Here is a 23,431-nt window from a genome sequence, read left to right as displayed (position 1 = left end):
GCGGCGAATCCGTCAGGCAAAGTGGCCGTCGGGGCGCACCAGGCCCATGTCGGTCTCGACGTGCTCTCCGGTGCGCAGTCGCTCGAAGAGCGTTCCCCCGTCGGGAAGGGACAGGTTCGGCGCGCGCTGACCCGTGGGGTAGGAGACGCTGAGGCCCGAAAGCCGGCCCGCCAGAAACCTCGACACGTCGGGAACTGTCGCGATGAGCTCGCTGACCACGGCCCGTAAGGCATCGCCTTCGGGGCTGAAAGCAGTCATGAGGGCCGTCTGCGCCCGGGTGTGTTCCAGCAGATCAGCACCGACCGGGCGGCGTTCCCGCTCGTAGCTGTCCAGGAGTGTGCTGGCCGCCGTGCCGGTGACGACGCCGGCGAGCTTCCAGCCCAGATTGTGCGCGTCTTGGATGCCGACGTTCATGCCCACTCCGCCGGCGGGGAAATGCATATGGGCGGCGTCTCCGGCCAGCAGGACGTTGCCCCGTCGATAGGACGTCGCTTGGCGAGTTTCATTGCTGAACCGCGACAGCCATACCGCGTCGCGCATCCCGAAGTCGGTACCGGCGATCCGGCGCACCGTTTCCCGCAGGACTTCGAGGGTGAGTTCTCCCGGGTATGCGGATTGGTTGCTCGCGGGATCGCTGCCCACCAACCTGTGGAGACCGCCAGGAAGTGGTACGACCATCACGAAACCCTCGGCGTTGCGCACCGTCGAACCGAGCTGGGACGGAGGGGCGGCCAGCACCACGTCACCCAGCCAACCCCACGTAGTGGCCTCGGTTCCGCAGAACTCGATCCCGGCCGCCTCACGGACCACGCTGCGGGTGCCATCGCACCCCACGACAAAGGCCGCGTCGACCCTCTCTCCGCTGCTCAGCCTGACACCCTCGGCTGTTAACGAGGTGACCCGGCAGCCGCGGCGAATGACCGCACCGAGATCGCGCGCTCGCCTTTCGAGCAGCTCCTCTGTACGGGCCTGCGGCACCGCAAGAGTGAACGGGTACGGCGTCTCGAGCACCGAAAAGTCCATCCGGTCGGGCAATCCGGCGAAGTGGCCGTTGGGGATGCGGATTCCCTCGGCCAAGAACGGGTCCGCCACTCCGCGGCTGTCGAGGATTTCGATCGTGCGGGGGTGGATGGTCAGAGCCTTCGAGCGGGGATTGCGGCGCTCCCGCTCCTCCAGCACCGTGACGCCGGCGCCACCGAGCCGCAGTTCCCCCGCCAGCCACAGACCCGTCGGCCCCGCTCCGACCACAACAACATCGCTCATCGTCGACTCCATTGATCACTGACCAAGAACTTTGAACCCATTACACTGGGTCAGTGACCAAGGGTCAAGCGGAAGTGATTCAGGCAGCCCTGCAGGTCCTGAACGACCAGGGCTATGCCGGCGTCTCCCTGAGAGCGGTCGCACGCCAGATGGGCGTGCGCATGAACACCGTTGTCTGGCACGTCAAAAGCAAGAAGCGGCTTGATGAGCTGATGGCCGACGCCATCGTTGCCGGTGTCTCGCTGGAGGGGCTCCCGAAGCACTGGCAAAAGCGCGCTGCGGAGCTTGCCCGCCGTTACCGGCGCGCACTGCTGGCATATCGCGATGGCGCCAGCGTGGTCGTGGGCACCTACGCAGCGGAACCCGCGACGCTGGCCGTCGCCGATGCCCTCACCGCCGCCTTCCTCGACGGCGGTTTCACCGAGCAAGAAGCCGCCTGGACGTGTTGGTGTGTCGCCTACCTGACGCTAGGGCTGTGTCAGGAAGAGCAGGCTCTACCCCGAGCACCGGTTGCCGAATCCGAATCCGAGCATCTCGGGGCCCTACACCGCACCTGGCCCTTCGTTCAAGACGGGTCTTTCGACGAGCGATTCGACTACGGCATAGCGAAGCTCATCGCGCGCTGACTTCAGGTGCGGACCGACGCGGCACCCAAATGCTGAGTGGGGCAAACGAAAAAGGACGCGTACCCGCATGCGGATACGCGTCCCTCGGACCGGAGTGCGGTCAGTCGTCCCAGTAGGTGTCGGTCCAGTCCTCGTGGCCCTGGTAGCTCACGTCGTCCCAGTAGGTATCGGTCCAGTCGTCGTTCATGGCGGCGAACCCGACCTGCGGGGCGTCGACGCTGAGCGGGGCCTCGATGCTCGCGATGCCGGCAGTCGGGGCCGGGGCGACCGCCGCTCCGGCGGCACCGGCGCCGACGATGCCGAGACCGGTCAGGGCCACACCGACCGTGACGACTTTCCAGTGGGCTGGGCGTTGCATAGTGCTCTCCTGTTCGGCAGGGGTTTCTTTCTTACAGTTCAACTATCGGTCGCGAAGATGAGGGGCGCGGGAGCCGAAGATGAGTGAGTTCTCATGCTCGACAACCAGCGCTGCGCCAGCTCGAGGCGCTCCCGGGTGCGCTGCGCCCAGCCGTCGCGCTGGGTCCGGAACGGGCCGGTGGCCAGGCCGAACACCACCGCGGCGGTGCGCACCGCGAGATCCGCGGCGTCGGTGCGGCGCCGGGCGTGGGCGAGGATCTCGGCGCCGTAGGCCGCCGCGCGCGGCGTGCGCAGCCCGAACACCGAGAGGTGTCCGAGCAGGTTGGCCCACTCGTCGACCCGCTCGCCGGGGCCGGCGGAGTCGACGTCGATGACGCCGCTGATGCGGCCGTGCTCGATCAACAGCTGCGCCTCGTAGAAGTCACCGTGGACCGGCACCAGGGGGCCGGCGGGTTCGCTTGCCGCCGAACGTAGTTGGTCGGCCACCGACTCGCGGAGCCGCTCGGGCACCGCCGGGTTGGCCGCGGTGGTCAGCGCCAGTACCCGCGCCGAATCCTCGATGCGCCGCAGATGGCCGCGGCCCGTGGGTAATTCGAGCAGTGTGGCCGGCAGCGCGTCCAGGACGTCCTGCAGCTCCTGCGGTGACGGGATCGCCGCGTCGGTGGCCAGCAGTTGGCGCAGCACGGTGCCCGGCGCCTCGGGCAGCACGATGAGTCCCCGCTCGTCGGCGGCCACGACCGGCGGCACCGGCAGCGCGGCCCCGAGCAGCCGGTGCCGCAGCTGTAGTTCGGGGACCAGCGCGGGGCGCACCACCTTCACGAACCAGCGCGGGCCGCCGGCCTCGGAGCCGATCTCCAACACGGCGCGCTGCCCGGGCCGGTAGGCGCGCACCGAGATGCGCGGCGCCGGCGGCACCGTCAGGCCCGCGGACGCCAGCAATTCGGCCAGGCGGGCGGGGTGGGCGGCCACCGCCATGCCGGGCAGCGCGGGGTCCTGTGGCCAGCGCCACACTCCCACCTCGACCGGTGTGCCCGCGAACTCGCCGGCCAGCACCGCGGCACCGGCCGGGATGCGATCACCGGTCGCGGCGACGAACACCTCGCCGCGAACGCTGCCGTCGGCCCGTCGCACGTCGGCGACATACCGCACCCGGACACCGCCGGTCGGCGCGACATGCGCGTCGGCGACCCGCAGCGCCGTGAGGTCCGCCTCGTACTCACCGGCGGCGGCCGCCAGGATGTCGGCGGCGTCCGGCCCCAACAGCAGATTCAGGGCGGGGACAGACATATCGACCACCATGCCCGGCGCCCCAGAGCGAGACATGAGACCCAGATGAGAGGGCTCTCATCTGGGCGGTCAGGGCGCGGGGCTGGTGCCCAGCAGGAACAGTTCGGAGCCCAGCGCCGCGGCGCACAGGGTGAACACGATCGCCAGGGCGACCACGTCGCGGCGACGCAGCCCGGTCTTGGTCGCCGAGAACTGTCCGGTGCCGCCGCGGGCGGTGATGGCGTCGCCCATCTCGTCGCCGCGGCGCAGCGCGGCCGTGATGGCCGCGGCCAGCAGATCGACGAGTTCGAATCCGAGCCGGCGCAGCCGCATTCGCCGCGGGAAGTGCGGTCGCGGCCGCAGCTTGCGGGCGGCGTAGAGCACCCGGAACTCGTCGAGCAGCATCGGGAAGGAGCGCAGCGCGAGCGCGGTGGCCACCGCCCAGTCGTCGACGGGGATGCGCAAGACCTTGAACGGCCGGCCCAAAGTGGCGATGGCGGGGGCGATCTCGGAGACGTTCGTCGTCCAGGACACCAGCATGCACAGGCCCAGCAGCACCACCGCCAGCAAAGTGATGCGGGTGAAGTTCAACAGCCCGCCCAGCCCCAGTTCGACGGAGCCGACGGTGATTTCGGGGCTGCCGGCACCGAGCGCGGCGGTCAGCGCCCCGAATGCCAGCAGCAGCCACAGCCACCACGGGATCGTCGGCAGCACGCCGCGGGTGATGCCCGCCAGCTTCGCCGTCACCAGCACCAGCACCCCGACCCCGAGGATCGGCACCCAGCCGGGGAAGAACGTCAGCAGCACCGACAGGGTGAAGACCACGATCAGTTTGGTGCCGGCCCACAGCTCGTGGATCGGCGAGGTGCCGGGCACCGGGCGCAGCAGCACGACCGGCCGGCGCTGGCGTTTCGTCGGTGCCGTCACGACAGCTCCTTCGCCGATTCGGACGCGGACTCGAGCACGCCGGCCCGCAGGTGCAGGGTGCGCGGGCACAGCCCCTCGAGGCCGACGAAGTCGTGCGAGATCACCACCACCGTCAGGCCGGTCTCGCGGCGCAGCTCCTCGAGCAGCACGAGCAGATTGCGCTGGTTGGCGGCGTCGACCCCGGCCAGCGGCTCGTCGAGGATCAGCACCCGCGGGGACCGCGCGAGCAGGCCCGCGAGCACCACCCGGCGCATCTGCCCGCCGGAGAGCTGGTCGATGCGCCGGCGCGCCAGGGAGGCGTCGAGGCCCACCCGCGCCAGCGCGGCCACGACGCGATCGTGGTCGCCGGGTGAGAAGCCGGCCGCCGAGGCCACCTCGAGGTCCACCCGCGGCCGCAGCAGCTGCAGGCGGGCGGCCTGGAAGGCCACCGCCACCGCGCCGGACTGGTCGCCGGCGGGCTTGCCGTCCACCATCGCCGTGCCGGCGGTCGGGGTGATCAGGCCGGCCATGATCCAGGCCAGCGTCGACTTACCGGAGCCGTTGCCGCCGTGGATGAGCACGCCGTCGCCCTCGTGCACGGTGAAGCTGATGTCGCGCAGCGCGGACTTGGCCCAGGGGGTGCCCGCCCCGTATTCGTGACTGACCCGGTCGAATTCGATGACCGGGGCGGCGCCGTTGTGGTCGACGGCGCCGGTGGCGCTGGGAACGACGGCGGTGCCGACCATCTCGGTGTTGTCGCGCGATTCCGACAGGCTCACGATGCGGTCCGCCGATTCGGCCTCGCCGGCGTAGTGGGTGATCTGCAGGACGCTCATCGAGTGCCGTCGGGTCAGACCGGAGAGCACCTCGAGCAGGGCATCGCGGCCGGCCTGATCGACCATCGAGGTCACCTCGTCGGCGATCAGCAGCGACGGGTTGCGGGCCAGCGCGCCGGCGACGGCCAGGCGCTGCAGCTCGCCGCCGGACAGCCCGCCGGTGTCGCGCTCCCCCATGCCGGCCAGGCCGACCTCGTCGAGCAGGGCGTCGACATCGACGTCGCGGCCCGGGGGCAGGCCCCACACCACATCGTCGGCGACCCGGGTCCCCAGCACCTGGCTCTCCGGATGCTGCAGCACCACCGAGGTCCCGTCGGCCTCGCCGAGTGCGACCGCACCCGGGCGCGCCACGGTGCCGGAGGTGGGTTCACGGCCGGCGAGCAGCAGCATCAGCGTGGTCTTGCCGGAACCGTTGGCGCCGGTGACGGCGATGTGTTCGCCGACGTTGATGTCCAGGTCGATGGGCGCCAGCGCGTCGTGTTCGGCGCCGGGATAGCGGAACCGGACGTCGCGCAGCTGCACGGGCAGCGGGCCCGGGGTGCCGGGCTCGGGGGTCTCGAGTTTGTGGACGTCGGGGATGCCGCGGAGCTGTTCGAGCACCCGGGACAGCACCCACCACCCGATCATGGAGACCACCATGATGGAGAACACCGCGTAGCCGATCACCAGCAGCGGCCAGTACCGCAGCCCCCAGGCCACGATGTCGCGGATCGGGTCCGCGGTGGCGGCCAGCCCGTCGGCCAGCCAGGTGAACGGCGCCACGCCGATCCAGTCCAGGAAGCGGGCCGCGGCCTCGTTGAAGCGGGCCAGGCCGGTGGCGTTGGCGGTGATGGTGTCGAAGATGAGCAGCCGCAGCCGGGACAGCCCCAGCAGGGCGGTCGTCACGAAGAGGCCGAACGCCACGCCGGCGACGATGCTGGCGCCCAGCACCGTGAACGCACCGCGGCCCTTGCGTTTGACGATGCCGGTCAGCCCGCCGATGTAGGCGCAGATCATCACGGTCATGAACCCGCCGAGGCCGGCCACCAGGAAGGCGATCGCACCGCCGGCGAAGGCCGCGGAGATCAGCGCCCGCAGCCGATACCGGTAGGCCAGCAACCCCATGGGCACCATGCCGAGCAGGGAAATGCCCTGCGCAAAGGGCACGACGACGGCGATCACCGCGCACGCCGCGCACAGCGCGGCCATGACGGCGGCCTGGGCCATCTCGGCCGGACGCAACGAGCCGGCCCGCGCAGGACGGGGTGCGGGCCGGGTTGCGGTCATTTCACGATTCTGCCAGGGCCGCGGCGCCGCGCCCGGAGTCGGGTTGATTTACATAGCAAAGCTATCTAACGTGGGGGGATGTCGCCGTCAAGCAGCGAGCTCGGGGTGGAACTGCTGGCCGTCGTGGCCCGATTCAACCGCATGGCCACCCAGCGCAGCCGACCGCCGCTGCCGTGGGCCCAGGCCCGGCTGCTGTCCATGATCGAGGAATCCGGCGAGGCGCGCATCTCGGACCTCGCCCACCGCGACAACTGCTCGCAGCCGACGATGACCACCCAGGTCCGCCGCCTCGAGCAGGCCGGGCTGGCCACCCGCACCCCGGACCCCACCGATGCCCGGGCGGTGTTGATCCGCATCACCGACAAGGGCGTGCGCACGTTGCAGCAGGTGCGCGCCGACCGGGCCGCGGTCGTCGATCCCCTGCTCGCGGACCTCGACGAGGCCGACCGGGAGGTGCTGGAGTCCGCCGTCGGGGTGTTCCGCCGGCTGCTGGAGGCCGGGGCTGCCGGGTCTGCTGCCGAGAAGTAGCTGCCGTACACGTTTCCCCAGGACGGGGTGTCACTTGGCTTCTTCTCGGCGCAGACCGGACAACAGCAGGAATTGCGTCACCTGGGCGGGATTGAAGTTGTCGTCGCTGACCAGGACCACCGAATTGTCCGGGCCCAGCGTGATGCCCTCGATGTTGTCCAGCGGCACCGGCCCGCCGGCCGCGCTCAGGTCGGCCACCAGGGTCTTGGTCATCGGCACGACGTCCGCGGGCAGCACCTCGGCGTCCAGGGTGTCGGTCGCCGCGCCGATCTCGGCTCGGAACAGCCGGATCGTCGGTCCCGGCCCACCGGCGCGCTCGATGGTCAGCAGCGAGGTCTGCGACAGCGCCACCAGGCCCGAGAGCCCGTTGGACCGCCCGGCCGGCGCGGGCTCCAGCCGATAGGCGTACTGCGCGACGGGTTTTCGGGCCTCGACGTCGAACACGGTGATGCGGGTCAGCGCGGACGGGTCCTGGTAGAGCGGTTCCTCCAGGCCAGCGAACAGCGACTCGCCGCTGGGGCTCAGCGCCAACCCCTCGAGCCCGTTGTTCGCCCGGATCCCCCGGTCGGCGTCCGGCGACACCACGAAATTGGGCGGCAGCGCGAACTCGCCGGCCGCGCTGCCGTCGAGCCCGGCGATGCGGAGCCACGGCTGCAGCACGGGCGCACCGTCGCCGCTGGGCCGCCCACCCTCGGTCGACCAGTACAACCGGCCCCGCGCCGCGTCGACCGCCAGTCCCTCGGCGTCGGCGGCACCGGCCCCGGCCAGCGGGTGCATGCCGGTGAAGCCCACGTCGCCGAACTTGTTGTCCACCAGGGGTAGAGCCACGGTGTAGAACCGCACCGGCCCGTGTTCGGCCTTGTCGTCGCTGAGGACGTAGTAGCGGTCCTCGCCGGGGTGGTAGCTGATCGCCGAGAGCCCGCCGACGACGGTGCCGTCGAACACCTCCCCGTGCGGGATCGTCACCTGGTCCAGGTAGCGCAGTTCCGCGCCGGCGGCCGGGGCGCAGGCCAGCGCCACCGCGGCAACCAGCGCCACGACGCGCAGCACTCAGACGACCTGACCCACGAGCAGCCCGACGACGTAGGTCGCGCCGATGGCTATCGCCCCGAACACCAACTGGCGCGCCCCGCCGAACCACAGCGGCTGCTTGGTGAAGTGCGCGGCCGTCGCCCCGGCGATGATCAGTCCGACGCCGCCGCAGATCAGTCCGGCGGTCAGCGATGCGTAGCCGAGCAGGTACGGGATCAGCGGGATGATCGCGCCGATGCAGAACATCAGGAACGACGACACCGCGGCCAGCCGCGGCGAGGGTTTCTCGGTGGGGTCGACGCCGAGTTCGGTGACCAGGTGCACGCGCAGCGCCTGACGCTTGTCGCGATGCAGTTCGGCGGCGGCGCGCTGCGCGGTGTCCGCCGAGAGCCCCATCTCCTGGAAGGCCACCGTCATCTCGCGCTGCTCGGCCTCCGGGAACAGCTTGAACGCCCGCTTCTCGACGCGCACCTCCGCGTCGATCTGCTCGTTGGCGGTGGTCACCGAGGTGAATTCGCCCAGCGCCATGGAGAACGCCCCGGCCAGCAGACCCGCCACCCCGGCGAGGACCACCGCGCTGGAATCGGCGCCGGCGGCCACGCCCGCGATCAGCGCGGTGTTGCTGACCAGTCCGTCCATCGCCCCGAACGTCGCGGCTCGCAGCCAGCCCCCGGTCACATCGGGATGCTCGTGATCGAAATCATGCGGCAAACGCCTCGGCATGCCCTGATTCAACGCCAGCCGCGAAACCGCCCTCAACTCAGGCTTGCCTGGGTTGGCGGAGAGACGTTTGCCGTCCACCTTCAAGGGCTACGGTCGAATTATGACGACAACCGCGGAGCATTTGCAGAACACCCTCGACGGCCGGTGGCGCGACGTGAAGAACAGAATGCGCGCGGAACTGTCCAGGGACGTCTTCCGGCCGCACTACACGCCGAACACGGTGATCGCGCGGACCAAGGTCGCCGAGCAACTCAAGATCATGGCGACCGCCGGGGCCGCCGAAGACGGCTTCAAGAAGGAGCACGGCGGCAACGGCGACGTCGGCGCGGCCGTCACGCAGATCGAGATGCTGGCCATGAGCGACCTGTCGCTGATGGTCAAGGCCGGGGTGCAGTGGGGGCTGTTCGGTGGCGCCATCGAGAATCTGGGCACCGAACGCCATCACGAGGCCTACGTCAAGGACCTCATCGACCTGGACCTGCTCGGCTGCTTCGCGATGACCGAGACCGGCCACGGCTCCGACGTGCAGTCGCTGGAGACCACCGCCACCTACGACCCGGCGACCGAAGAGTTCGTCATCCATTCGCCCACCCCGACCGCGCGCAAGGACTACATCGGCGGCGCCGCCGAAACCGCCCGCGTCGCCGCGGTTTTCGCGCAGCTGATCACCCCCGACGGCGAGGGCCACGGCGTGCACTGCCTTGTCGTGCCCATCCGCGACGAGGACGGCAACGACCTGCCGGGCATCACCACCTCGGACTGCCACTACAAGGGCGGACTGCCCGGGGTGGACAACGGCCGAATCGTGTTCGACCAGGTGCGGGTGCCGCGGGAGAACCTGCTCAACAAGTACGCCGACGTCTCCCCCGACGGCACCTACAGCTCGCCGATCGAGAGCACCGGCCGACGCTTCTTCACCATGCTGGGCACGCTGATCCGCGGTCGGGTCACCGTCGGGGGCAGCGCGGCCGCCGCCGCGCGGGTCGCCCTCGACATCGCCACCCGGTATGGCCTGCAACGCAAGCAGTTCGACGACCCGGACACCGGCGAAGAGGTGGTCATCATGGACTACCTGGTGCACCAACGCCGGCTGCTGCCGCTGATCGCCGAGTCCTACGCGCTGCAGTTCGCCCAGAACGAACTGGTGGCCAAGTGCCACGAGCTGCAGACCGCCGACGATCCGGACCCCGAGGAGCAGCGGGAGCTCGAGTCGCGCGCGGCCGGGTTGAAGGCCGCCAACACCTGGCACGCCACCCGCGCCATCCAGGAGGCCCGCGAGGCGTGCGGCGGCGCCGGCTACATGGCGGAGAACCGGTTGATCGCCCTGAAGGCCGACACCGACGTCTTCACCACCTTCGAGGGCGACAACCACGTGCTGACCCAGCTGGTGGCCAAGCAGTTGCTGACCGCCTACGCCGACGACATCAAGGGCATGAGCCCGGTGGAGTGGGTGCGCTTCGCCGCCAACTTCGCCGGCGAGCGCGTGCTCAAGCGCACCGCGGCGGAGACCATCATCCAGACCATCCTCGACACCCGGCAGGACAACGAGGAGGAGGGCAGCCTGTTCAACCGCGGCACCCAGGTCCAGATGTTCGAAGACCGCGAGGAGTACATGCTGGCCTCGGTGGCCCGTCGCCTGCAGGGCAAGGCCAAGGAGATGTCGGCGTTCGACGCGTTCAACGCCGTGCAGGACCACGTGCTGCACGCCGCGCAGGCGCACATCGACCGGGTGATCCTCGAGGCGTTCGTCGCCGGCATCGACGCGTGTGAGGACGACGAGGCCCGCGAGATCCTCGGCATGGTGTGTGACCTGTACGCGCTCAGCGTGATCGACAAGGACAAGGCCTGGTGGATCGAGCACCGCTACCTGTCCACCGAACGCGCCAAGGCCGTCACCCGCGGCATCAACGACCGGTGCCGTCGGCTGCGCCCGCACGCCGAACTTCTGGTCGACGGGTTCGGGATTCCGGAACAGTGCCGGTACGCGGAGATGCTGCATCCGGAGAAGCTCGCCGAACAGGTGGCGGACGGAGCTTAGAGAAGAGAAGCTCCCCCGGATGGATTCGAACCATCAACCGCCCGATTAACAGTCGGGTGCTCTGCCATTGAGCTACAGGGGATTGACCGAAGCAAGACTCTAGCGCACAGATTACCGAGGGCAAGAATCGTGCTGGTGACGCGGGTCGTCGGGGCCCGGGCGCGGGCACCCGTCGGCGCGTCCGGCGATCATGAGGCAGGATGGGGAGGTCCGCCCATCGCGTTCTTGGAGGCCCGCTTTGTTAGGTGTTCTGACCGTCCTCGGAGTCGGCTATGTGCTGGGCGCCAAGGCCGGCCGGAAACGCTACGACCAGATCGTCGGGACCTATCGGGCCGTCACCGCGCATCCGGCCACCAAGTCGATGATCGATGCAGGACGACGCAAGATCGCCGAACGGGTCTCCCCCGACCCGTCGATGGTGAAGCTGACCGAGATCGACAGTCAGACCACGGTGATCGAGCCGGATCCGCGCGCCTGATCAGCCGAGCGGGATGTCGATCGAGCGGCCCGGCAGCAGTGGCCCGGTCTCGACGCCCCAGCCGTTGAACCCGACCTGAGGCAGTCCGCCGTTCGACTCGCTGATGCACTGCCCGGTGTCGCGCGCACCGAGCCACGACACGCAGTTGCCCGGCTGGGCGTGGGCCACCGCGACGCCGCCGGCACAGGTGGCGAACAGCGCCAGGGCGCCGGCCGCCGCGAGACGTCGCACCAGCACGGTCAGTACCTCGGCCCGACGCTGTTGCCCCCGCCGTCGGGGATGGGGCCGTTGACGGTGATCGGGATGCCGTTGAGCGAGGAGTCGACCGCGCTGCCCATCGACCAGGAGATGCACTTGCCGTCGTTCATGCTGCCGATCCAGGCCAGGCAGGCCGGCGCGGCCTCGGTCACCTCGGCGGGCGTGCTCAGCATCGGCGCCGCGACGGCGGCACCCGCGATCGCGAACCCGGCGACCAGCAACCTCGTGCGTGCCATCCCATACCCTTCGATCTGCCAACAGCAGGCCCCAGCGTAACCGCTGCGCGCCCCTCACGCAGTGAGGTCGTCGCCGGAGGCCTGTTCGAGCAGGCTGCGCCGGTAGGCCTCCATCGCGACGAGGTCACCGAACAGCGCGTGGTACTCGTCGCCCTGCTCCACCGGCGACATGCGCTGCAGCTTGGACTTCAGCTCGGCGATCTGCCGGCCGATGGAGACCTCCTGCAAGCGGGCCAGCACCCCGGAGATGTAGCGCGGCAGGACCTCGTCGTCGTCGACCCGGCTGGCCTCCACACTGAGCTCGTTGACCAGCGCGGCGGCGGCCGGGGTGGCGGCCTGTTGGCGCACCTGGTCGATCCACTGCCCGCCGCTGACCCCGCCGGCGGTGCCGCCGGCGGCCTCGATCGCCGCCCGCACCGCGGCGTAACCGGGGTGGGTGAAGCTCTCGACGCTCAGCGTGTCGAAGATCGGGCCGGCCAGCGCCGGATACTGCAGGGCCGCCTTGAGGGCCTCGCGCTGCGGCCACAGCGTCGGGTCGCGCGGGTCGGGGCGCGGCACCTGCGGGGCCGACGGGCCGGCGACCGCGCGCCGGGTGTCCCGGCCGTTGCTGCGGCGGCCGCCCTTGGCGGTCTCGCGGACCCGGCCGATCACCTGGGCGACGTCGTCCCAGCCGACCCAGCCGCTGAGCTGGCGGGCGTACTCGTCGCGCAGCGTCGGGTCCTTGATCTGCGCGACCATGGGCACGCAGCGGCGCAGCGCCGTCACCCGGCCCTCGGCGCTGTCCAGGTCGAACTCGGCCAGCGCGGTGCGAATCGCGAACTCGAACAACGGTGTTCGGCGGGCCACCAGATCCCGCAGCGCGGCGTCACCGGACTTCAGCCGCAGATCACACGGGTCCATCCCGTCGGCGGCCACCGCCACGTAGGACTGTCCGGCCAGGTTCTGCTCGCCCTCGAACGCCTTGAGCGCGGCGGCCCGGCCGGCCGCGTCGCCGTCGAACACGTAGATCAGCTCACCGCGGAAGAACTTGTCGTCCATCATCAGCCGGCGCAGCATCGCCAGGTGGTCGTCGCCGAACGCGGTGCCGCAGGAGGCGACGGCGGTGGTGACCCCGGCCAGGTGCATCGCCATCACGTCGGTGTACCCCTCGACGACGACGGCCTGGTGCCCCCTGGCGATGTCGCGCTTGGCCAGGTCGATGCCGAACAGCACGTGAGACTTCTTGTACAGCAGCGTCTCCGGGGTGTTGACGTACTTGGCCGTCATCGGGTCGTCGTCGAAGATGCGCCGGGCGCCGAAGCCGATCACCTCGCCGCTGGTGCCGCGGATCGGCCACAGCAGCCGCCGGTGGAACCGGTCCATGGGGCCGCGCTTGCCCTCCCGCGACAGCCCCGCGGCCTCGAGTTCCTTGAACTCGAATCCCTTGCGCAGCAGGTGCTTGGTCAGCGTTTCCCAGCCCGAGGGGGCGAACCCGCAGCCGAAGTGCTTGGCGGTGGCGGCGTCGAAGTTGCGTTCGGTGAGGTAGGCCCGCGCGGGTGCGGCCTCCGGGGAATCCAGTGCGGCGGCGTAGAACTCCGCGGCCGCGGCGTTGGCGGCGATCAGCCGGCTGCGGCTGCCACGGTCGCGCTGCACGTTGGTGGCCGACGCGCCGGTGTAGGTGATGGTGTAGCCGATGCGGTCGGCGAGCAGTTCGACGGACTCGACGAAGCTGACGTGTTCGATCTTCTGTAGGAAGGCATACACGTCGCCGCCCTCGCCGCAGCCGAAGCAGTGGAAGTGGCCGTGGTTGGGGCGGACGTGGAACGACGGGGACTTCTCGTCGTGGAACGGGCACAGGCCCTTCATGGAGTCGGCCCCGGCGCGGCGAAGCTGCACGTAGTCGCCGACGACGTCCTCGATGCGGATGCGCTCACGAATGGCCGCGATGTCGCGATCTGCAATACGCCCGGCCACGCGGACAGTCTAGGCCGAGGCCCGCGACGCCCTCATCCCACTGGCGAGCGGGCGCAGACTACGAGATTTTGGCGGCGTGTCGGCCGGGGACGCGCACCTTCGCGCAGGCTGGAAAGCGGTCAGGGGAAGTCGACGGCGAGCTGGCCCGGGATGAGCTTGCTCGCGGCCGGGAACAACCGCTCGAGGCGGCTCTCGGTGAACGACGCGATCTGGTCGATGACCACCCGCAGCCGGCCGGCGTCGTCCTCGGCGGCCAAGAAGTACGGCACGAACAGCGGGTCCAGGGTGGCCGGCGCGTCGGCGTAGAGGAACTCGGCGACGGCCTTGATCTGCTCGCGCTGCTCGGCCTGCATCAGCAGGTGCTCGGGGTCGGACATGATGAACTGCAGCGCCAGGATTTTGAGCACCGCGACCTCGGCGGCCACCGTCGGCGGCACGGTCAGCTCCGCGGCGAAGCGCACCAGCGGCCCGGGCCCGGCGGATTCGCGGGTACCCGTGATGGCCGCGTTGGCGAACCGGCCGACCAGCTCGCTGGTGAGCCGCTTGAGCGCCACCGAGGCGCCCACCGTGCCGTCGTACTTGCCGACGGCCTCGACGACCGGCAGTTCGGACAGCCGCTGCGCGGCCGCCCGCAGGTCGTCGGGCTCGGCGCCGAAGGACTCGCGCCCCAGGGCGGCCAGCGCCGAGGCGGCGTCGTCGTCGGCGAGCACCCGCAGGTCGATGCGCCCGGAGATCACCCCGTCCTCGACGTCGTGCACCGAGTACGCGACATCGTCGGACCAGTCCATCACCTGCGCCTCGAGGCAGGTCCGCTCCCCCGGCGCGCCCTCGCGGGCCCATTCCGCGGCCGTCGCGTCGTCGTCGGGGAAGCCCACGTAGAAGCCGAACTTGCGGCGGTTCTCCCCGCGCGCCCACGGGTACTTGGTGACCGCGTCCAGCGCGGCGCGGGTCAGGTTCAGGCCGGCCGAACCGCCCTGACCGTCAAGTACTTTCGGCTCCAGTCGGGTCAGGATCCGGAAGTTCTGCGCGTTGCCCTCGAAACCACCCGCCTTGGTGATGATCTCGTTGAGGGCGCGCTCGCCGTTGTGGCCGTACGGCGGATGGCCGATGTCGTGGGCCAAACCGGCCAGGTCCACCAGGTCCGGGTCGCAGCCCAGGCCGATCGCCATGCCGCGGCCGATCTGGGCGACCTCCAGCGAGTGGGTGAGCCGGGTGCGCGGTGTCTCGCTCTCCCGCGGGCCCACCACCTGGGTCTTGTCGGCCAGCCGGCGCAGGGCGGCGCAGTGCAGCACGCGGGCCCGGTCGCGGGAGAAGTCGCTGCGATGCTCGGCGGTGTTGCCGGGCAGGGCAGCGGACTTCGGGCCTTCGACGACCAGGCGCTCGCGATCGTGCGCGCTGTAGGGGTCCTGCTGACTAGTGCTCACCGAGGCACAGTCTGCCAGCACCGGGATGCAATAGCGCCGACGCCCGCGCGCGCCCGTCTAGATTGGCATCATGCGCCTAGCCCGCTCACTGCACGTGCTGCTCGTGGTCCTGCTCGCGGCCCTGGTGACCGCGCCGACGGTCACCGCCGAACCGCCGTTCCGGCTGCCCGCCCAGGTGACCGACCGCGTCGGGGCGCTCACCAGCAGCGAACTGACCCAGGTCGAACGCGCCGTCGACCGGCTCTACGACGATCGCCGCATCAAGCTGTGGGTGGTCTACGTCGAGTCGTTCGACGGCCTGGGCTGGATGACGTGGGCGCAGAACACCATGCGGGCCAGCGACTTCGGCGACGACGACGCCCTGCTGGCCGTGGCGACCGTGGACCGCTCGATGGCCTTCCAGGTGCCCTCGACGGTCAGCGGCGGCAGCTCGACGCGTACCGACGACATCCGCCGCTACGACATCGAACCGGCGCTGCGCAACGACGACTGGGCCGGCGCGGCGATCGCCGCGGCCGACGGGCTCAACGCCAACGCCGCTCCGTCGAGCGGCGGGCAGGTGTCCCTGGCCCCGGTCCTGGCCGTGCTGGCCGTCATCGGTCTGCTGGTGCTCGGGCTGTGGGTCTGGTCGCGCCGGCGCCGCGCGCGGCGGCACGCCGCGGAGGTCGAGGCCGCCAAGCGGGTCGATCCGACCGATCCGGCCGCGCTGGCCAAGGTGCCGCTCGAGGCCCTCGACGAGCTGAGCCAGACCATCGTCGTCGACGTCGACAACGCGGTCCGCACCAGCGAGGGCGAGCTGGAGCTGGCGATCGAGGAGTTCGGCCCGGCCAAGACCGAGCCGTTCCGCAAGGCCGTCGATGACGCGAAAGCCGCGCTCCAGCAGGCCTTCACCACCCGGCAGATCCTCGATGACGCCATTCCGGAGACCCCGCTGCAGCGCCGCGAACTGCTGACCCGGGTGATCGTGTCGGCCGCCAAGGCCGACCGGGGCCTCGAGGAGCAGAGCAACGCCTTCCAGCAGCTGCGCGACCTGCTGATCAACGCGCCGTCGCGGCTGGACGCGCTGACCCAGCAGATGGTGGCGCTCACCGCGCGGGTGGAGCCGGCCACCCAGCGGATGGCCGGGCTGCGCGAGCAGTTCTCCCCCACCGCGCTCGAGTCGGTCGGCGACAACGTCGACACCGCCCGCGAGCGGCTGACCTACGCCGAGCGCACCATCAGCGAGGGCCGCTCGCTGCTGAGCCGGCCGGCCCCCGACCAGAACCCGCTGATCGATGCGATCCGCGGCGCGGAGAACGCGCTGGGCCAGGCCAAGACACTGCTGGACGCGGTGGACACCGCCGCCGGCGACATCAGCCGCGCGATCAACGATCTGCCGGCCGAGATCGAGGACATCCAGGCGGGGATCGACGCCGCGACAACACATTTGCGCCAACCCACCACGCCGAAGGCCGACGAGCTGGCCAAGCTGCGCGACGCCGCGGTGCAGGCCGTCGAGGACGCGAAGACCAACGGTGCCAAGGATCCGTTGGGCACCTACACCCGGCTGAACAAGGCCGACGCCGAACTCGACGCCATCCTGGCGGTCATCGCCGAGAAGCAGCAGGAGGCCCAGAAGCAGGCCAAGCTGCTCGAGCAGGCGCTGTTCACCGCGCAGTCGCGGGTGCGCTCGGTGTCGGACTTCGTCGACACCCGCCGCGGCAGCATCGGCCCGGAGGCCCGCACCCGGCTCGCGGAGGCCACCCGCCAACTCGAGGCCGCCGAGGCCAAGAAGACCAGCAACGTCGCCGAGGCCATCGCCCACGCCAACGGCGCGGCTGCCTTGGCCGCCCAGGCTCAGCAGTTGGCCAACAACGACGTCAGCTACGCCCGGCAGGCCTACGGCTCGCAGTACGGCGGCCGCGGGGGCGGCTCCGATCTGGGCTCGGTGATCGGCGGCATCATCATCGGCAACGTGCTGCGCGGCGGGTTCGGCGGCAGCTGGGGTGGCGGCTACGGCGGCAGCTGGGGCGGCGGCGGTCGGCCCGGGCGCCCGACCAGCTACGGCGGTGCGTCGCGCTCGTCGACCCGCAGCTACCGCGGCGGCGGCGGCCGCTTCTAGCCACCCGAGTTTCACCGCCGTCACATCGGGGGTATCCAGGGCCATCCGTTTCACAGGAGGACCCGATGGCTGCCCACACCTCTGCGGCCGGCGTGCCGGACTCGCTGCACGGCGCCGCCGACCGCGCCACCGACAGCGATGCCTTCCAGTACGCCGCGCGGGCGGGCTTCGCCGTCAGCGGCGTGCTGCACCTGCTGGTCGGCTACATCATCGCCCGGTTGGCATTCGTCGGCGGCGGCGGCAACGCCGATCAGTCCGGAGCGCTGGCCACGCTGGCCGGCAGTACCGGCGGCGCCGCGCTGCTGTGGGTGGCCGCCGCGGGTCTGGTGGCGCTGGGGTTGTGGCGGGTCGCCGAGGCGGTGCTGGGGGCCAAACCCGGTGAGAGTTCCGGACGCAGGGGCGACCGGCCGGCCTGGAAGCGCGGCAAGGCCCTCGGTCTGGCGGCGATCAACTTCGCGATCGCGTTCTCCGCGGCGAGGTTCGCGATGGGCAGCGGCCAGTCCAGCGCGCAGCAGAACGCGACCCTGTCCGGTCAGCTGATGGCCTCCGGGTGGGGCAAGGCGTTGCTCATCGGCATCGGGGTCGGGGTGCTGGTCGTCGGCGCCTACCACGTCTACAAGGGCGCCTCGGAGAAGTTCCTCGACGATCTGCGCGTCTCCGGCGGCACCGCGATCGTCGCGGTCGGCATCACCGGCTACGTCGCCAAGGGCTTCGCGCTGGCCGGCGCCGGGCTGCTGGTGATCCTGGCGACCCTGCAGGCCGATCCGTCGAAGGCCACCGGCCTCGACGCCGCGGTCAAGATCGTCGGCGCGGCCCCGTTCGGGAAGGTCCTGTTGGTCGCGGCGGCTCTGGGCCTCGCGGCCTTCGGCGCCTACAGCTTTGTCCGCAGCCGCTACGGCCGGATGTGAGACGGCCGGATGTGACGAGCGGTCAGCAGCCCTTGAGCCGCACGGCCAGGTAGTTCGATACCTCGGACAGCGCGACGCGCTCCTGCGACATGCTGTCGCGCTCGCGGATGGTGACCGCCTGATCCTCGAGCGAATCGAAGTCCAGCGTCACGCAGAACGGCGTGCCGATCTCGTCCTGGCGGCGGTAGCGGCGACCGATCGCGCCGGCGTCGTCGAACTCGATGTTCCACAGCTGGCGCAACTCGGCGGCCAGGTCGCGGGCCTTCGGCGACAGGTCGGCGTGCCGCGACAGCGGCAGCACCGCGGCCTTGACCGGCGCCAGCCGCGGGTCCAGCCGCAGCACGGTGCGCTTGTCGACCCCGCCCTTGGCGTTGGGGGCCTCGTCCTCGGTGTAGGAGTCGACCAGGAACGCCATGAACGACCGGGTCAGGCCCGCCGCGGGTTCGATGACGTACGGCGTGTAGCGGGTGTCGCTGGCCTGGTCGTAGAACGTGAGCTCGGCACCGGAATGCTTTGAGTGCGTGGACAGGTCGAAGTCGGTGCGGTTGGCGATGCCCTCCAGCTCACCCCACGGGTTGCCCTGGAAACCGAACTTGTACTCGATGTCGACCGTGCCGTCGGAGTAATGCGACAGCTTCTCCCGGGGGTGGTCGTAGAGGCGCAGGTTGTCGCGCTCGATGCCGAGGTCGACGTACCACTGCAACCGGGTGTCGATCCAGTACTGGTGCCACTGCTTGGCCGTCGACGGCTCGACGAAGAACTCCATCTCCATCTGCTCGAACTCGCGGGTGCGGAAGATGAAGTTGCCCGGGGTGATCTCGTTGCGGAAGCTCTTGCCGATCTGGCCGATGCCGAACGGCGGCTTCTTGCGGGCGGTGGTCAGCACGTTGGCGAAGTTGACGAAGATGCCCTGGGCGGTCTCGGGCCGCAGGTAGTGCATGCCCTCCTCGGACTCGATGGGGCCGAGGTAGGTCTTGAGCATCATGTTGAACTCGCGCGGCTCGGTCCACTGCCCCTTGGTGCCGCAGTCCGGGCAGGCGATCTCCGACATCGGCACCGAGTCCGGATCGTCGAGCTTTTTCTTCTCGGCGTAGGCCTCCTGCATGTGGTCCTGCCGGTGCCGCTTGTGGCAGTTCAGGCACTCCACCAGCGGGTCGTGGAACACGTCGACGTGACCGGAGGCGACCCACACCTCGCGCGGCAGGATGATCGAGGAGTCCAGGCCGACGACGTCATCGCGGCTGGTGACGACCGATTTCCACCACTGGCGCTTGATGTTGTCCTTGAGCTCCACACCCAGCGGTCCGTAGTCCCAGGCGGACTTGGTGCCGCCGTAGATCTCGCCGGAGGGATAGACCAGGCCGCGCCGCTTGGCCAGGTTGACGACGGAATCGATGACGGACGCCACGGGAAAAGCTCTCCTGTCTGGGGGGATGCAACCCGGCTAGCCTAGCGGCGCGACGAAACCGCCGAGGCACGAGGCGGTGAGGAGCACCGCAATCGGATTCAGCGGGCTTCCCTACTCGGCCAGGAATCGCGCATCCACCGACACCGAGAGCTCGATGTCGTCGGGCTGCAGATCGAGCTCCGGGGCCCCCGCGGAGTCCGCGAGCGCGGCCATCGCCATCACGCGCGGGCCCGCTCGGTGGCCGGTGTCGAGCATGTCCGGGTCGGATAGTTGCACCGCGACGACCTTGCCGCGGCCGGCGGCGTCGGCGTAGGCCTGGGCCTTGGCGGTGGCGTCGCCGACCGCGTCGCGGCGCAGCTGCGCCTCGTACTGTCGGCGGTTGTCCTCGGTGACGTCCCAGCGGGTGTAGCCCACCTCAACGCCGTCGGAGACCGCCCAGCGATCCAGGAACGCCGAGAGCTGCTCGAAATCGGTGAACTCGGCATCGAACTTGATGGCCACCCGGTAGCGCAGCCGGCGGGTCTTGGTCTCCGAGTACGGCCGGTAGCTGTACACCCGCAACTGGTCGCTGCTCCACCGCGTCACGGCCCCGGCGTCCTGGCACCGCCGCAGGTCCTCGCCCAACGGCTCGGCCAGGGCGACGGCGCGGCGGTACACGTCCTCGCGCTCGCCGCCCTCCAACGTGGCGGACAGCCCGACGCTCGCGCGTTCCGCCGGGTAGCGCTGCCGGGCGTGACCGCGGACGATGATCTCCAGAGGATTCATGGCAGCGACGGTAGCGGCACCGACCGACACGCACGGGCGCGTTCGACCGAAGCCTTTGACATGCGTGAGACTGCATGAAACAGTGGCAACCTGGTATTGAAAATCGTTTCCAATAGACTCGGGAGGTGGCCAGCATGTCGACGTCGACCGACGAACTACACCATCCGCACTCCGACGAACCCTTCCCGGAACTGCCCGAGCGGGAAACCCTGGACGCCGCCGGCGACATCCTGCGGGCGCTGGCCGCCCCGGTGCGCATCGCGATCGTGCTGCAACTGCGCGAGTCGCGCCGCTGCGTGCACGAACTCGTCGACGCCCTCGGCGTGCCGCAGCCGCTGGTGAGCCAGCATCTGCGCATCCTCAAGTCCGCCGGCGTCGTGGCCGGTGAGCGCTCCGGGCGCGAGGTGCTCTACCGGCTGGTCGATCACCACCTGGCCCACATCGTCGTCGACGCGGTCGCCCACGCCGCCGAGGACCACCCATGACGGCGGCCCGGCCCACCCGCGCGACCCGGCAGCGCGCGGCCATCACCGAACTGCTCGACAGCGTCGACGAATTCCGCACCGCCCAGGAACTGCACGACGAGTTGCGACGCCGCGGCGAGAACATCGGGCTGACCACCGTCTACCGCACCCTGCAGTCGATGTCGGCGGCCAACCTGGTCGACACCCTGCGCATCGACACCGGCGAATCGGTGTACCGGCGCTGCTCCTCGCATCACCACCATCACCTGGTCTGCCGGCACTGCGGCGCGACGGTGGAGGTCGACGGCCCCGAGGTGGAGGCGTGGGCCGCGGAAATGGCTGTGCAGCACGACTACTCCGACGTCAGCCACACCATCGAGATCTTTGGCACCTGCCGGGCCTGCCGCTAGTTCAGCAGGGCGCGGCGCACGTCGGAACCGGCGGCCAACACCATGAGGATCAGGGTGCGCAGCGCGTCGTCGCTCAGGCCGGCCCCCGGAAAGTTGTAGCGCAGCATCACGTCGGCGACCTTCTTGCTCGGCGTGCGCCGGCGCGCACTGGTCACCGAGTCGCCGTTGGCCGGGGTGCCCGCATGCTTCGCCGAGGATTGCTCGGGGGCCTTCTCGATCAGCGCGACCGTGCCCAGCACGGTGTGGGCGGCGTGCTCGGCGACCGCCGCGCGCAGCTTGGCGTTCAACGGCAGATCCCACGCCAGCGGCTGGGTCAACGAGACCATCTCCAGACCCTCGGCGATGGTCACCACCCGCAGCGAGGCCACCGCCCCGGCCTGGCTGACGGTCAGCGCGCCGTCGGATTCCTCGACGACGTTCGCGACGTCGGCGAGCGCGGACGACAAGCGTTGGGTCAGCGAGGCTTCGGACATCAGGCCCTGCCGAACCGCCGGTTGCGCGAGACGTACTCCTCGCAGGCCGCCCACAGGTCGCGGCGGTCGTAATCCGGCCACAGCTTGTCCTGGAAGACGTACTCGGCATACGCCGACTGCCACAGCATGAAGTTGCTGGCCCGCTGCTCCCCCGAGGTCCGGATGAACAGGTCCACGTCCGGGATGTCGGGCCGGTGCAGGTGCTGCGCGATGGTGTCGTCGTCGATCTTGTCCGGTTTCAGCTTGCCCTCGGCGGCCTGCCGGGCGATCTCGCGGGTGGCCTCCACGATCTCGGTGCGTCCCCCGTAGTTGACGCAGTAGTTGACGATGATCGTGTCGTTGCCGATGGTCATCTCCTCGGCAATGTCGAATTCCTTGATGACGCTGCGCCACATCCGCGGGCGCGATCCCACCCAGCGCATGTTGACGCCCATGATGTCCAGGGCCTCGCGGCGGCGCCGCACCACCTCGCGGTTGAAGCCCATCAGGAAGCGCACCTCCTCGGTGCTGCGCTTCCAGTTCTCGGTGGAGAACGCGTACACCGACAGGTGCTTGATCCCGAGTTCGATCGCCCCGCAGGTGATGTCGATGAGCACGGCCTCGCCCATCTTGTGCCCCTCGGTGCGGGCCATGCCGCGCTGCTTGGCCCAGCGCCCGTTGCCGTCCATCACCAGCGCCACGTGGTTGGGCAGCTGGTCGGCGGGGATCTGCGGCGCCGCGGCCTTGGAGGTGTGCTGCGGCGGTCGGCGCGGCCCGCCGTCGGGGGCCGCGGGCAGGTCGGGGAACAACACCGGCCATGTCGAGGTGTCGGGAAAGGTCGGGTAGTCCTCAGGCGCCGGCGGCAGCTGGGGGCAGTCCGCCTGGGCCTGCTTTCCTTCCCTCTTCAAAGCCATGGGGCACATCCTGCCTGACCGCGGCGAGGCGCTGTTCGAGGGCCGTCCCAAGACCGCCGGGCACACCCCGCTCACCGCGCTCCACCAGCGGCAATGTCCGCAGCTGCCGCTCCAGATGCCACTGCAGGTGCGCGGCCACCAGACCGCTGGCCTGGCTGCGGTAGTTCGACGGGGACGCCTCGGCGTGCGCCCAGTCGCCGTCGTTCAGGGCCGCCATCAGATCCAGCACACCCTGCGGCGGGGTGCTGGACCCGGACGGCCGGCAGTGCACGCACACGCTGCCACCGGCGGCGACGTGAAAAGCCCGGTGCGGGCCGGGGGCAGCGCAGCGGGCGCATTCGGTCAACGCCGGCGCCCAGCCGGAGATCCCCATCGCGCGCAGCAGGTAGGCGTCGAGCACCAGTTCCCGGGGCCGGTTCCCGTCGGCGACGGCGCGCAGCGCCGCCACGGTCAGCCGATGCAGGGCCGGCACCGCGGCCCGCTCCTCGCCGGCGAGCCGCTCGGCGGTCTCGAGCACGGCGCACGCGCTGGTGTAGCGGCCGTAGTCGCTGACGATGTCGGAGGCGAACGCGTCGATGGACACCACCTGCGTGACGATGTCGAGGTTGCGGCCGGGATGCAGCTGGACGTCGATGTGCGCGAACGGCTCGAGCCGGGAGCCGAACTTGCTGCGGGTGCGTCGCACCCCCTTGGCGACCGCGCGCACCAACCCGTTGTCGCGGGTGAGCAGCGAAACGATGCGGTCGGCCTCGCCGAGCTTGTGCTGGCGCAGCACAACCGCCCGATCCCGATAAAGCCGCATCGGACCAGTGTCCCTTG

At 70.3% G+C, this 23,431-nt stretch carries 24 protein-coding genes and 1 tRNA gene; 8 read left to right on the top strand and 17 right to left on the bottom strand.

Annotated features, from left to right (window positions below; translation table 11 throughout):
* Nucleotides 1–12: 12 nt before the first annotated feature.
* On the bottom strand, nucleotides 13–1,275 hold the full coding sequence (locus EL338_RS08420) for an FAD-dependent monooxygenase (protein ID WP_197721923.1): 1,263 nt from the start codon (nucleotides 1,273–1,275) through the stop codon (nucleotides 13–15).
* A 41-nt stretch (nucleotides 1,276–1,316) separates the two neighbouring features.
* On the opposite strand from EL338_RS08420, the gene EL338_RS08415 reads away from it, so the two are divergent.
* A complete protein-coding gene (locus EL338_RS08415; RefSeq protein ID WP_235666407.1) occupies nucleotides 1,317–1,889 on the top strand; it encodes a TetR/AcrR family transcriptional regulator C-terminal domain-containing protein in 573 nt (190 codons plus the stop codon).
* Nucleotides 1,890–1,989: 100 nt separating this feature from the next.
* Here EL338_RS08415 and EL338_RS08410 read toward each other — a convergent pair whose 3' ends face one another.
* From EL338_RS08410 to EL338_RS08395, 4 genes are all read right to left on the bottom strand, one after another.
* Entirely contained in the window at nucleotides 1,990–2,247 is a 258-nt protein-coding gene (locus EL338_RS08410; protein ID WP_126333349.1) for a hypothetical protein, read from the bottom strand.
* Between the two features lie 38 nt (nucleotides 2,248–2,285).
* Nucleotides 2,286–3,533, bottom strand: a complete 1,248-nt coding sequence (locus tag EL338_RS08405) for a phosphotransferase family protein (protein ID WP_163792078.1) — start codon at nucleotides 3,531–3,533, stop codon at nucleotides 2,286–2,288.
* A 69-nt stretch (nucleotides 3,534–3,602) separates the two neighbouring features.
* Entirely contained in the window at nucleotides 3,603–4,439 is an 837-nt protein-coding gene (locus EL338_RS08400) for an energy-coupling factor transporter transmembrane component T family protein (RefSeq protein WP_126333347.1), read from the bottom strand.
* Nucleotides 4,436–6,520 carry an ABC transporter ATP-binding protein gene (locus EL338_RS08395; RefSeq protein ID WP_126333346.1) on the bottom strand — a complete coding sequence of 695 codons (2,085 nt, stop codon included), beginning with the start codon at nucleotides 6,518–6,520 and terminating at the stop codon, nucleotides 4,436–4,438. The genes EL338_RS08400 and EL338_RS08395 overlap by 4 nt, the downstream gene beginning before the upstream one ends.
* A 78-nt stretch (nucleotides 6,521–6,598) precedes the next feature.
* On the opposite strand from EL338_RS08395, the gene EL338_RS08390 reads away from it, so the two are divergent.
* Nucleotides 6,599–7,048: a MarR family winged helix-turn-helix transcriptional regulator gene (locus EL338_RS08390; protein ID WP_126333345.1), complete on the top strand. Its 450-nt coding sequence runs from the start codon at nucleotides 6,599–6,601 to the stop codon at nucleotides 7,046–7,048.
* A gap of 30 nt (nucleotides 7,049–7,078) precedes the next feature.
* Here EL338_RS08390 and EL338_RS08385 read toward each other — a convergent pair whose 3' ends face one another.
* Nucleotides 7,079–8,098, bottom strand: a complete 1,020-nt coding sequence (locus EL338_RS08385) for an esterase-like activity of phytase family protein (protein WP_126333344.1) — start codon at nucleotides 8,096–8,098, stop codon at nucleotides 7,079–7,081.
* Nucleotides 8,099–8,803 (bottom strand): VIT1/CCC1 transporter family protein, encoded by a 705-nt coding sequence (locus EL338_RS08380; RefSeq protein ID WP_126333343.1) that lies wholly within the window; start codon nucleotides 8,801–8,803, stop codon nucleotides 8,099–8,101. It abuts the gene before it with no gap.
* A 100-nt stretch (nucleotides 8,804–8,903) separates the two neighbouring features.
* Here EL338_RS08380 and EL338_RS08375 point away from each other — a divergent pair, with 100 nt between their 5' ends.
* Complete coding sequence (locus tag EL338_RS08375; protein ID WP_126333342.1) at nucleotides 8,904–10,841, top strand: acyl-CoA dehydrogenase family protein; 1,938 nt, start codon at nucleotides 8,904–8,906, stop codon at nucleotides 10,839–10,841.
* A gap of 10 nt (nucleotides 10,842–10,851) precedes the next feature.
* On the opposite strand, the gene EL338_RS08370 is transcribed toward EL338_RS08375, so the two are convergent.
* Nucleotides 10,852–10,923 (bottom strand) — tRNA-Asn (locus EL338_RS08370).
* 156 nt (nucleotides 10,924–11,079) lie between these two features.
* Between EL338_RS08370 and EL338_RS08365 the strand changes: the two genes are divergently transcribed.
* The gene (locus tag EL338_RS08365) at nucleotides 11,080–11,319 is read left to right on the top strand and encodes a hypothetical protein (RefSeq protein WP_126333341.1); all 240 of its coding nucleotides are present in this window, start codon (nucleotides 11,080–11,082) and stop codon (nucleotides 11,317–11,319) included.
* Here EL338_RS08365 and EL338_RS08360 read toward each other — a convergent pair whose 3' ends face one another.
* From EL338_RS08360 to EL338_RS08345, 4 genes are all read right to left on the bottom strand, one after another.
* On the bottom strand, nucleotides 11,320–11,556 hold the full coding sequence (locus tag EL338_RS08360) for a DUF7155 family protein (RefSeq protein WP_126333340.1): 237 nt from the start codon (nucleotides 11,554–11,556) through the stop codon (nucleotides 11,320–11,322).
* 2 nt (nucleotides 11,557–11,558) lie between these two features.
* The gene (locus EL338_RS08355) at nucleotides 11,559–11,813 is read right to left on the bottom strand and encodes a DUF7155 family protein (protein ID WP_126333339.1); all 255 of its coding nucleotides are present in this window, start codon (nucleotides 11,811–11,813) and stop codon (nucleotides 11,559–11,561) included.
* Between the two features lie 54 nt (nucleotides 11,814–11,867).
* Nucleotides 11,868–13,766 (bottom strand): DNA primase, encoded by a 1,899-nt coding sequence (gene dnaG, locus EL338_RS08350; RefSeq protein WP_126333338.1) that lies wholly within the window; start codon nucleotides 13,764–13,766, stop codon nucleotides 11,868–11,870.
* Nucleotides 13,767–13,885: 119 nt separating this feature from the next.
* A complete protein-coding gene (locus tag EL338_RS08345) occupies nucleotides 13,886–15,190 on the bottom strand; it encodes a deoxyguanosinetriphosphate triphosphohydrolase (protein WP_126333337.1) in 1,305 nt (434 codons plus the stop codon).
* Nucleotides 15,191–15,260: 70 nt separating this feature from the next.
* On the opposite strand from EL338_RS08345, the gene EL338_RS08340 reads away from it, so the two are divergent.
* Both EL338_RS08340 and EL338_RS08335 read left to right on the top strand, forming a co-directional pair.
* Nucleotides 15,261–17,291, top strand: a complete 2,031-nt coding sequence (locus tag EL338_RS08340) for a TPM domain-containing protein (RefSeq protein WP_126333336.1) — start codon at nucleotides 15,261–15,263, stop codon at nucleotides 17,289–17,291.
* A gap of 65 nt (nucleotides 17,292–17,356) precedes the next feature.
* Entirely contained in the window at nucleotides 17,357–18,199 is an 843-nt protein-coding gene (locus tag EL338_RS08335; RefSeq protein WP_126333335.1) for a DUF1206 domain-containing protein, read from the top strand.
* A 22-nt stretch (nucleotides 18,200–18,221) separates the two neighbouring features.
* Here the strand turns inward: EL338_RS08335 and EL338_RS08330 are convergent, their stop codons facing one another.
* Together EL338_RS08330 and EL338_RS08325 are read right to left on the bottom strand one after the other, a co-directional pair.
* Nucleotides 18,222–19,607 (bottom strand): glycine--tRNA ligase, encoded by a 1,386-nt coding sequence (locus EL338_RS08330; protein WP_126333334.1) that lies wholly within the window; start codon nucleotides 19,605–19,607, stop codon nucleotides 18,222–18,224.
* 111 nt (nucleotides 19,608–19,718) lie between these two features.
* On the bottom strand, nucleotides 19,719–20,372 hold the full coding sequence (locus EL338_RS08325; protein ID WP_126333333.1) for an SIMPL domain-containing protein: 654 nt from the start codon (nucleotides 20,370–20,372) through the stop codon (nucleotides 19,719–19,721).
* 134 nt (nucleotides 20,373–20,506) lie between these two features.
* Here EL338_RS08325 and EL338_RS08320 point away from each other — a divergent pair, with 134 nt between their 5' ends.
* Both EL338_RS08320 and EL338_RS08315 read left to right on the top strand, forming a co-directional pair.
* Nucleotides 20,507–20,857 (top strand): ArsR/SmtB family transcription factor, encoded by a 351-nt coding sequence (locus EL338_RS08320; RefSeq protein WP_126333332.1) that lies wholly within the window; start codon nucleotides 20,507–20,509, stop codon nucleotides 20,855–20,857.
* Nucleotides 20,854–21,246, top strand: a complete 393-nt coding sequence (locus EL338_RS08315; RefSeq protein ID WP_126333331.1) for a Fur family transcriptional regulator — start codon at nucleotides 20,854–20,856, stop codon at nucleotides 21,244–21,246. Before EL338_RS08320 ends, EL338_RS08315 begins: the two co-directional genes overlap by 4 nt.
* On the opposite strand, the gene EL338_RS08310 is transcribed toward EL338_RS08315, so the two are convergent.
* Genes EL338_RS08310 through recO form a run of 3 tightly spaced genes read right to left on the bottom strand, consistent with a single transcriptional unit; the run spans nucleotide 21,243 to nucleotide 23,414 of the window.
* Complete coding sequence (locus tag EL338_RS08310; RefSeq protein WP_126333330.1) at nucleotides 21,243–21,719, bottom strand: hypothetical protein; 477 nt, start codon at nucleotides 21,717–21,719, stop codon at nucleotides 21,243–21,245. The two genes, EL338_RS08315 and EL338_RS08310, sit on opposite strands and share 4 nt — an antisense overlap.
* Complete coding sequence (locus tag EL338_RS08305) at nucleotides 21,719–22,612, bottom strand: decaprenyl diphosphate synthase (protein WP_126333329.1); 894 nt, start codon at nucleotides 22,610–22,612, stop codon at nucleotides 21,719–21,721. The genes EL338_RS08310 and EL338_RS08305 overlap by 1 nt, the downstream gene beginning before the upstream one ends.
* Entirely contained in the window at nucleotides 22,548–23,414 is an 867-nt protein-coding gene (gene recO, locus EL338_RS08300; RefSeq protein ID WP_126333328.1) for a DNA repair protein RecO, read from the bottom strand. Before recO ends, EL338_RS08305 begins: the two co-directional genes overlap by 65 nt.
* Between the last annotated feature and the right edge of the window lie 17 nt (nucleotides 23,415–23,431).

Source organism: Mycolicibacterium chitae, assembly GCF_900637205.1.
Taxonomy (GTDB): domain Bacteria; phylum Actinomycetota; class Actinomycetes; order Mycobacteriales; family Mycobacteriaceae; genus Mycobacterium; species Mycobacterium chitae.
This window is presented reverse-complemented; position numbering and strand designations above follow the sequence as displayed.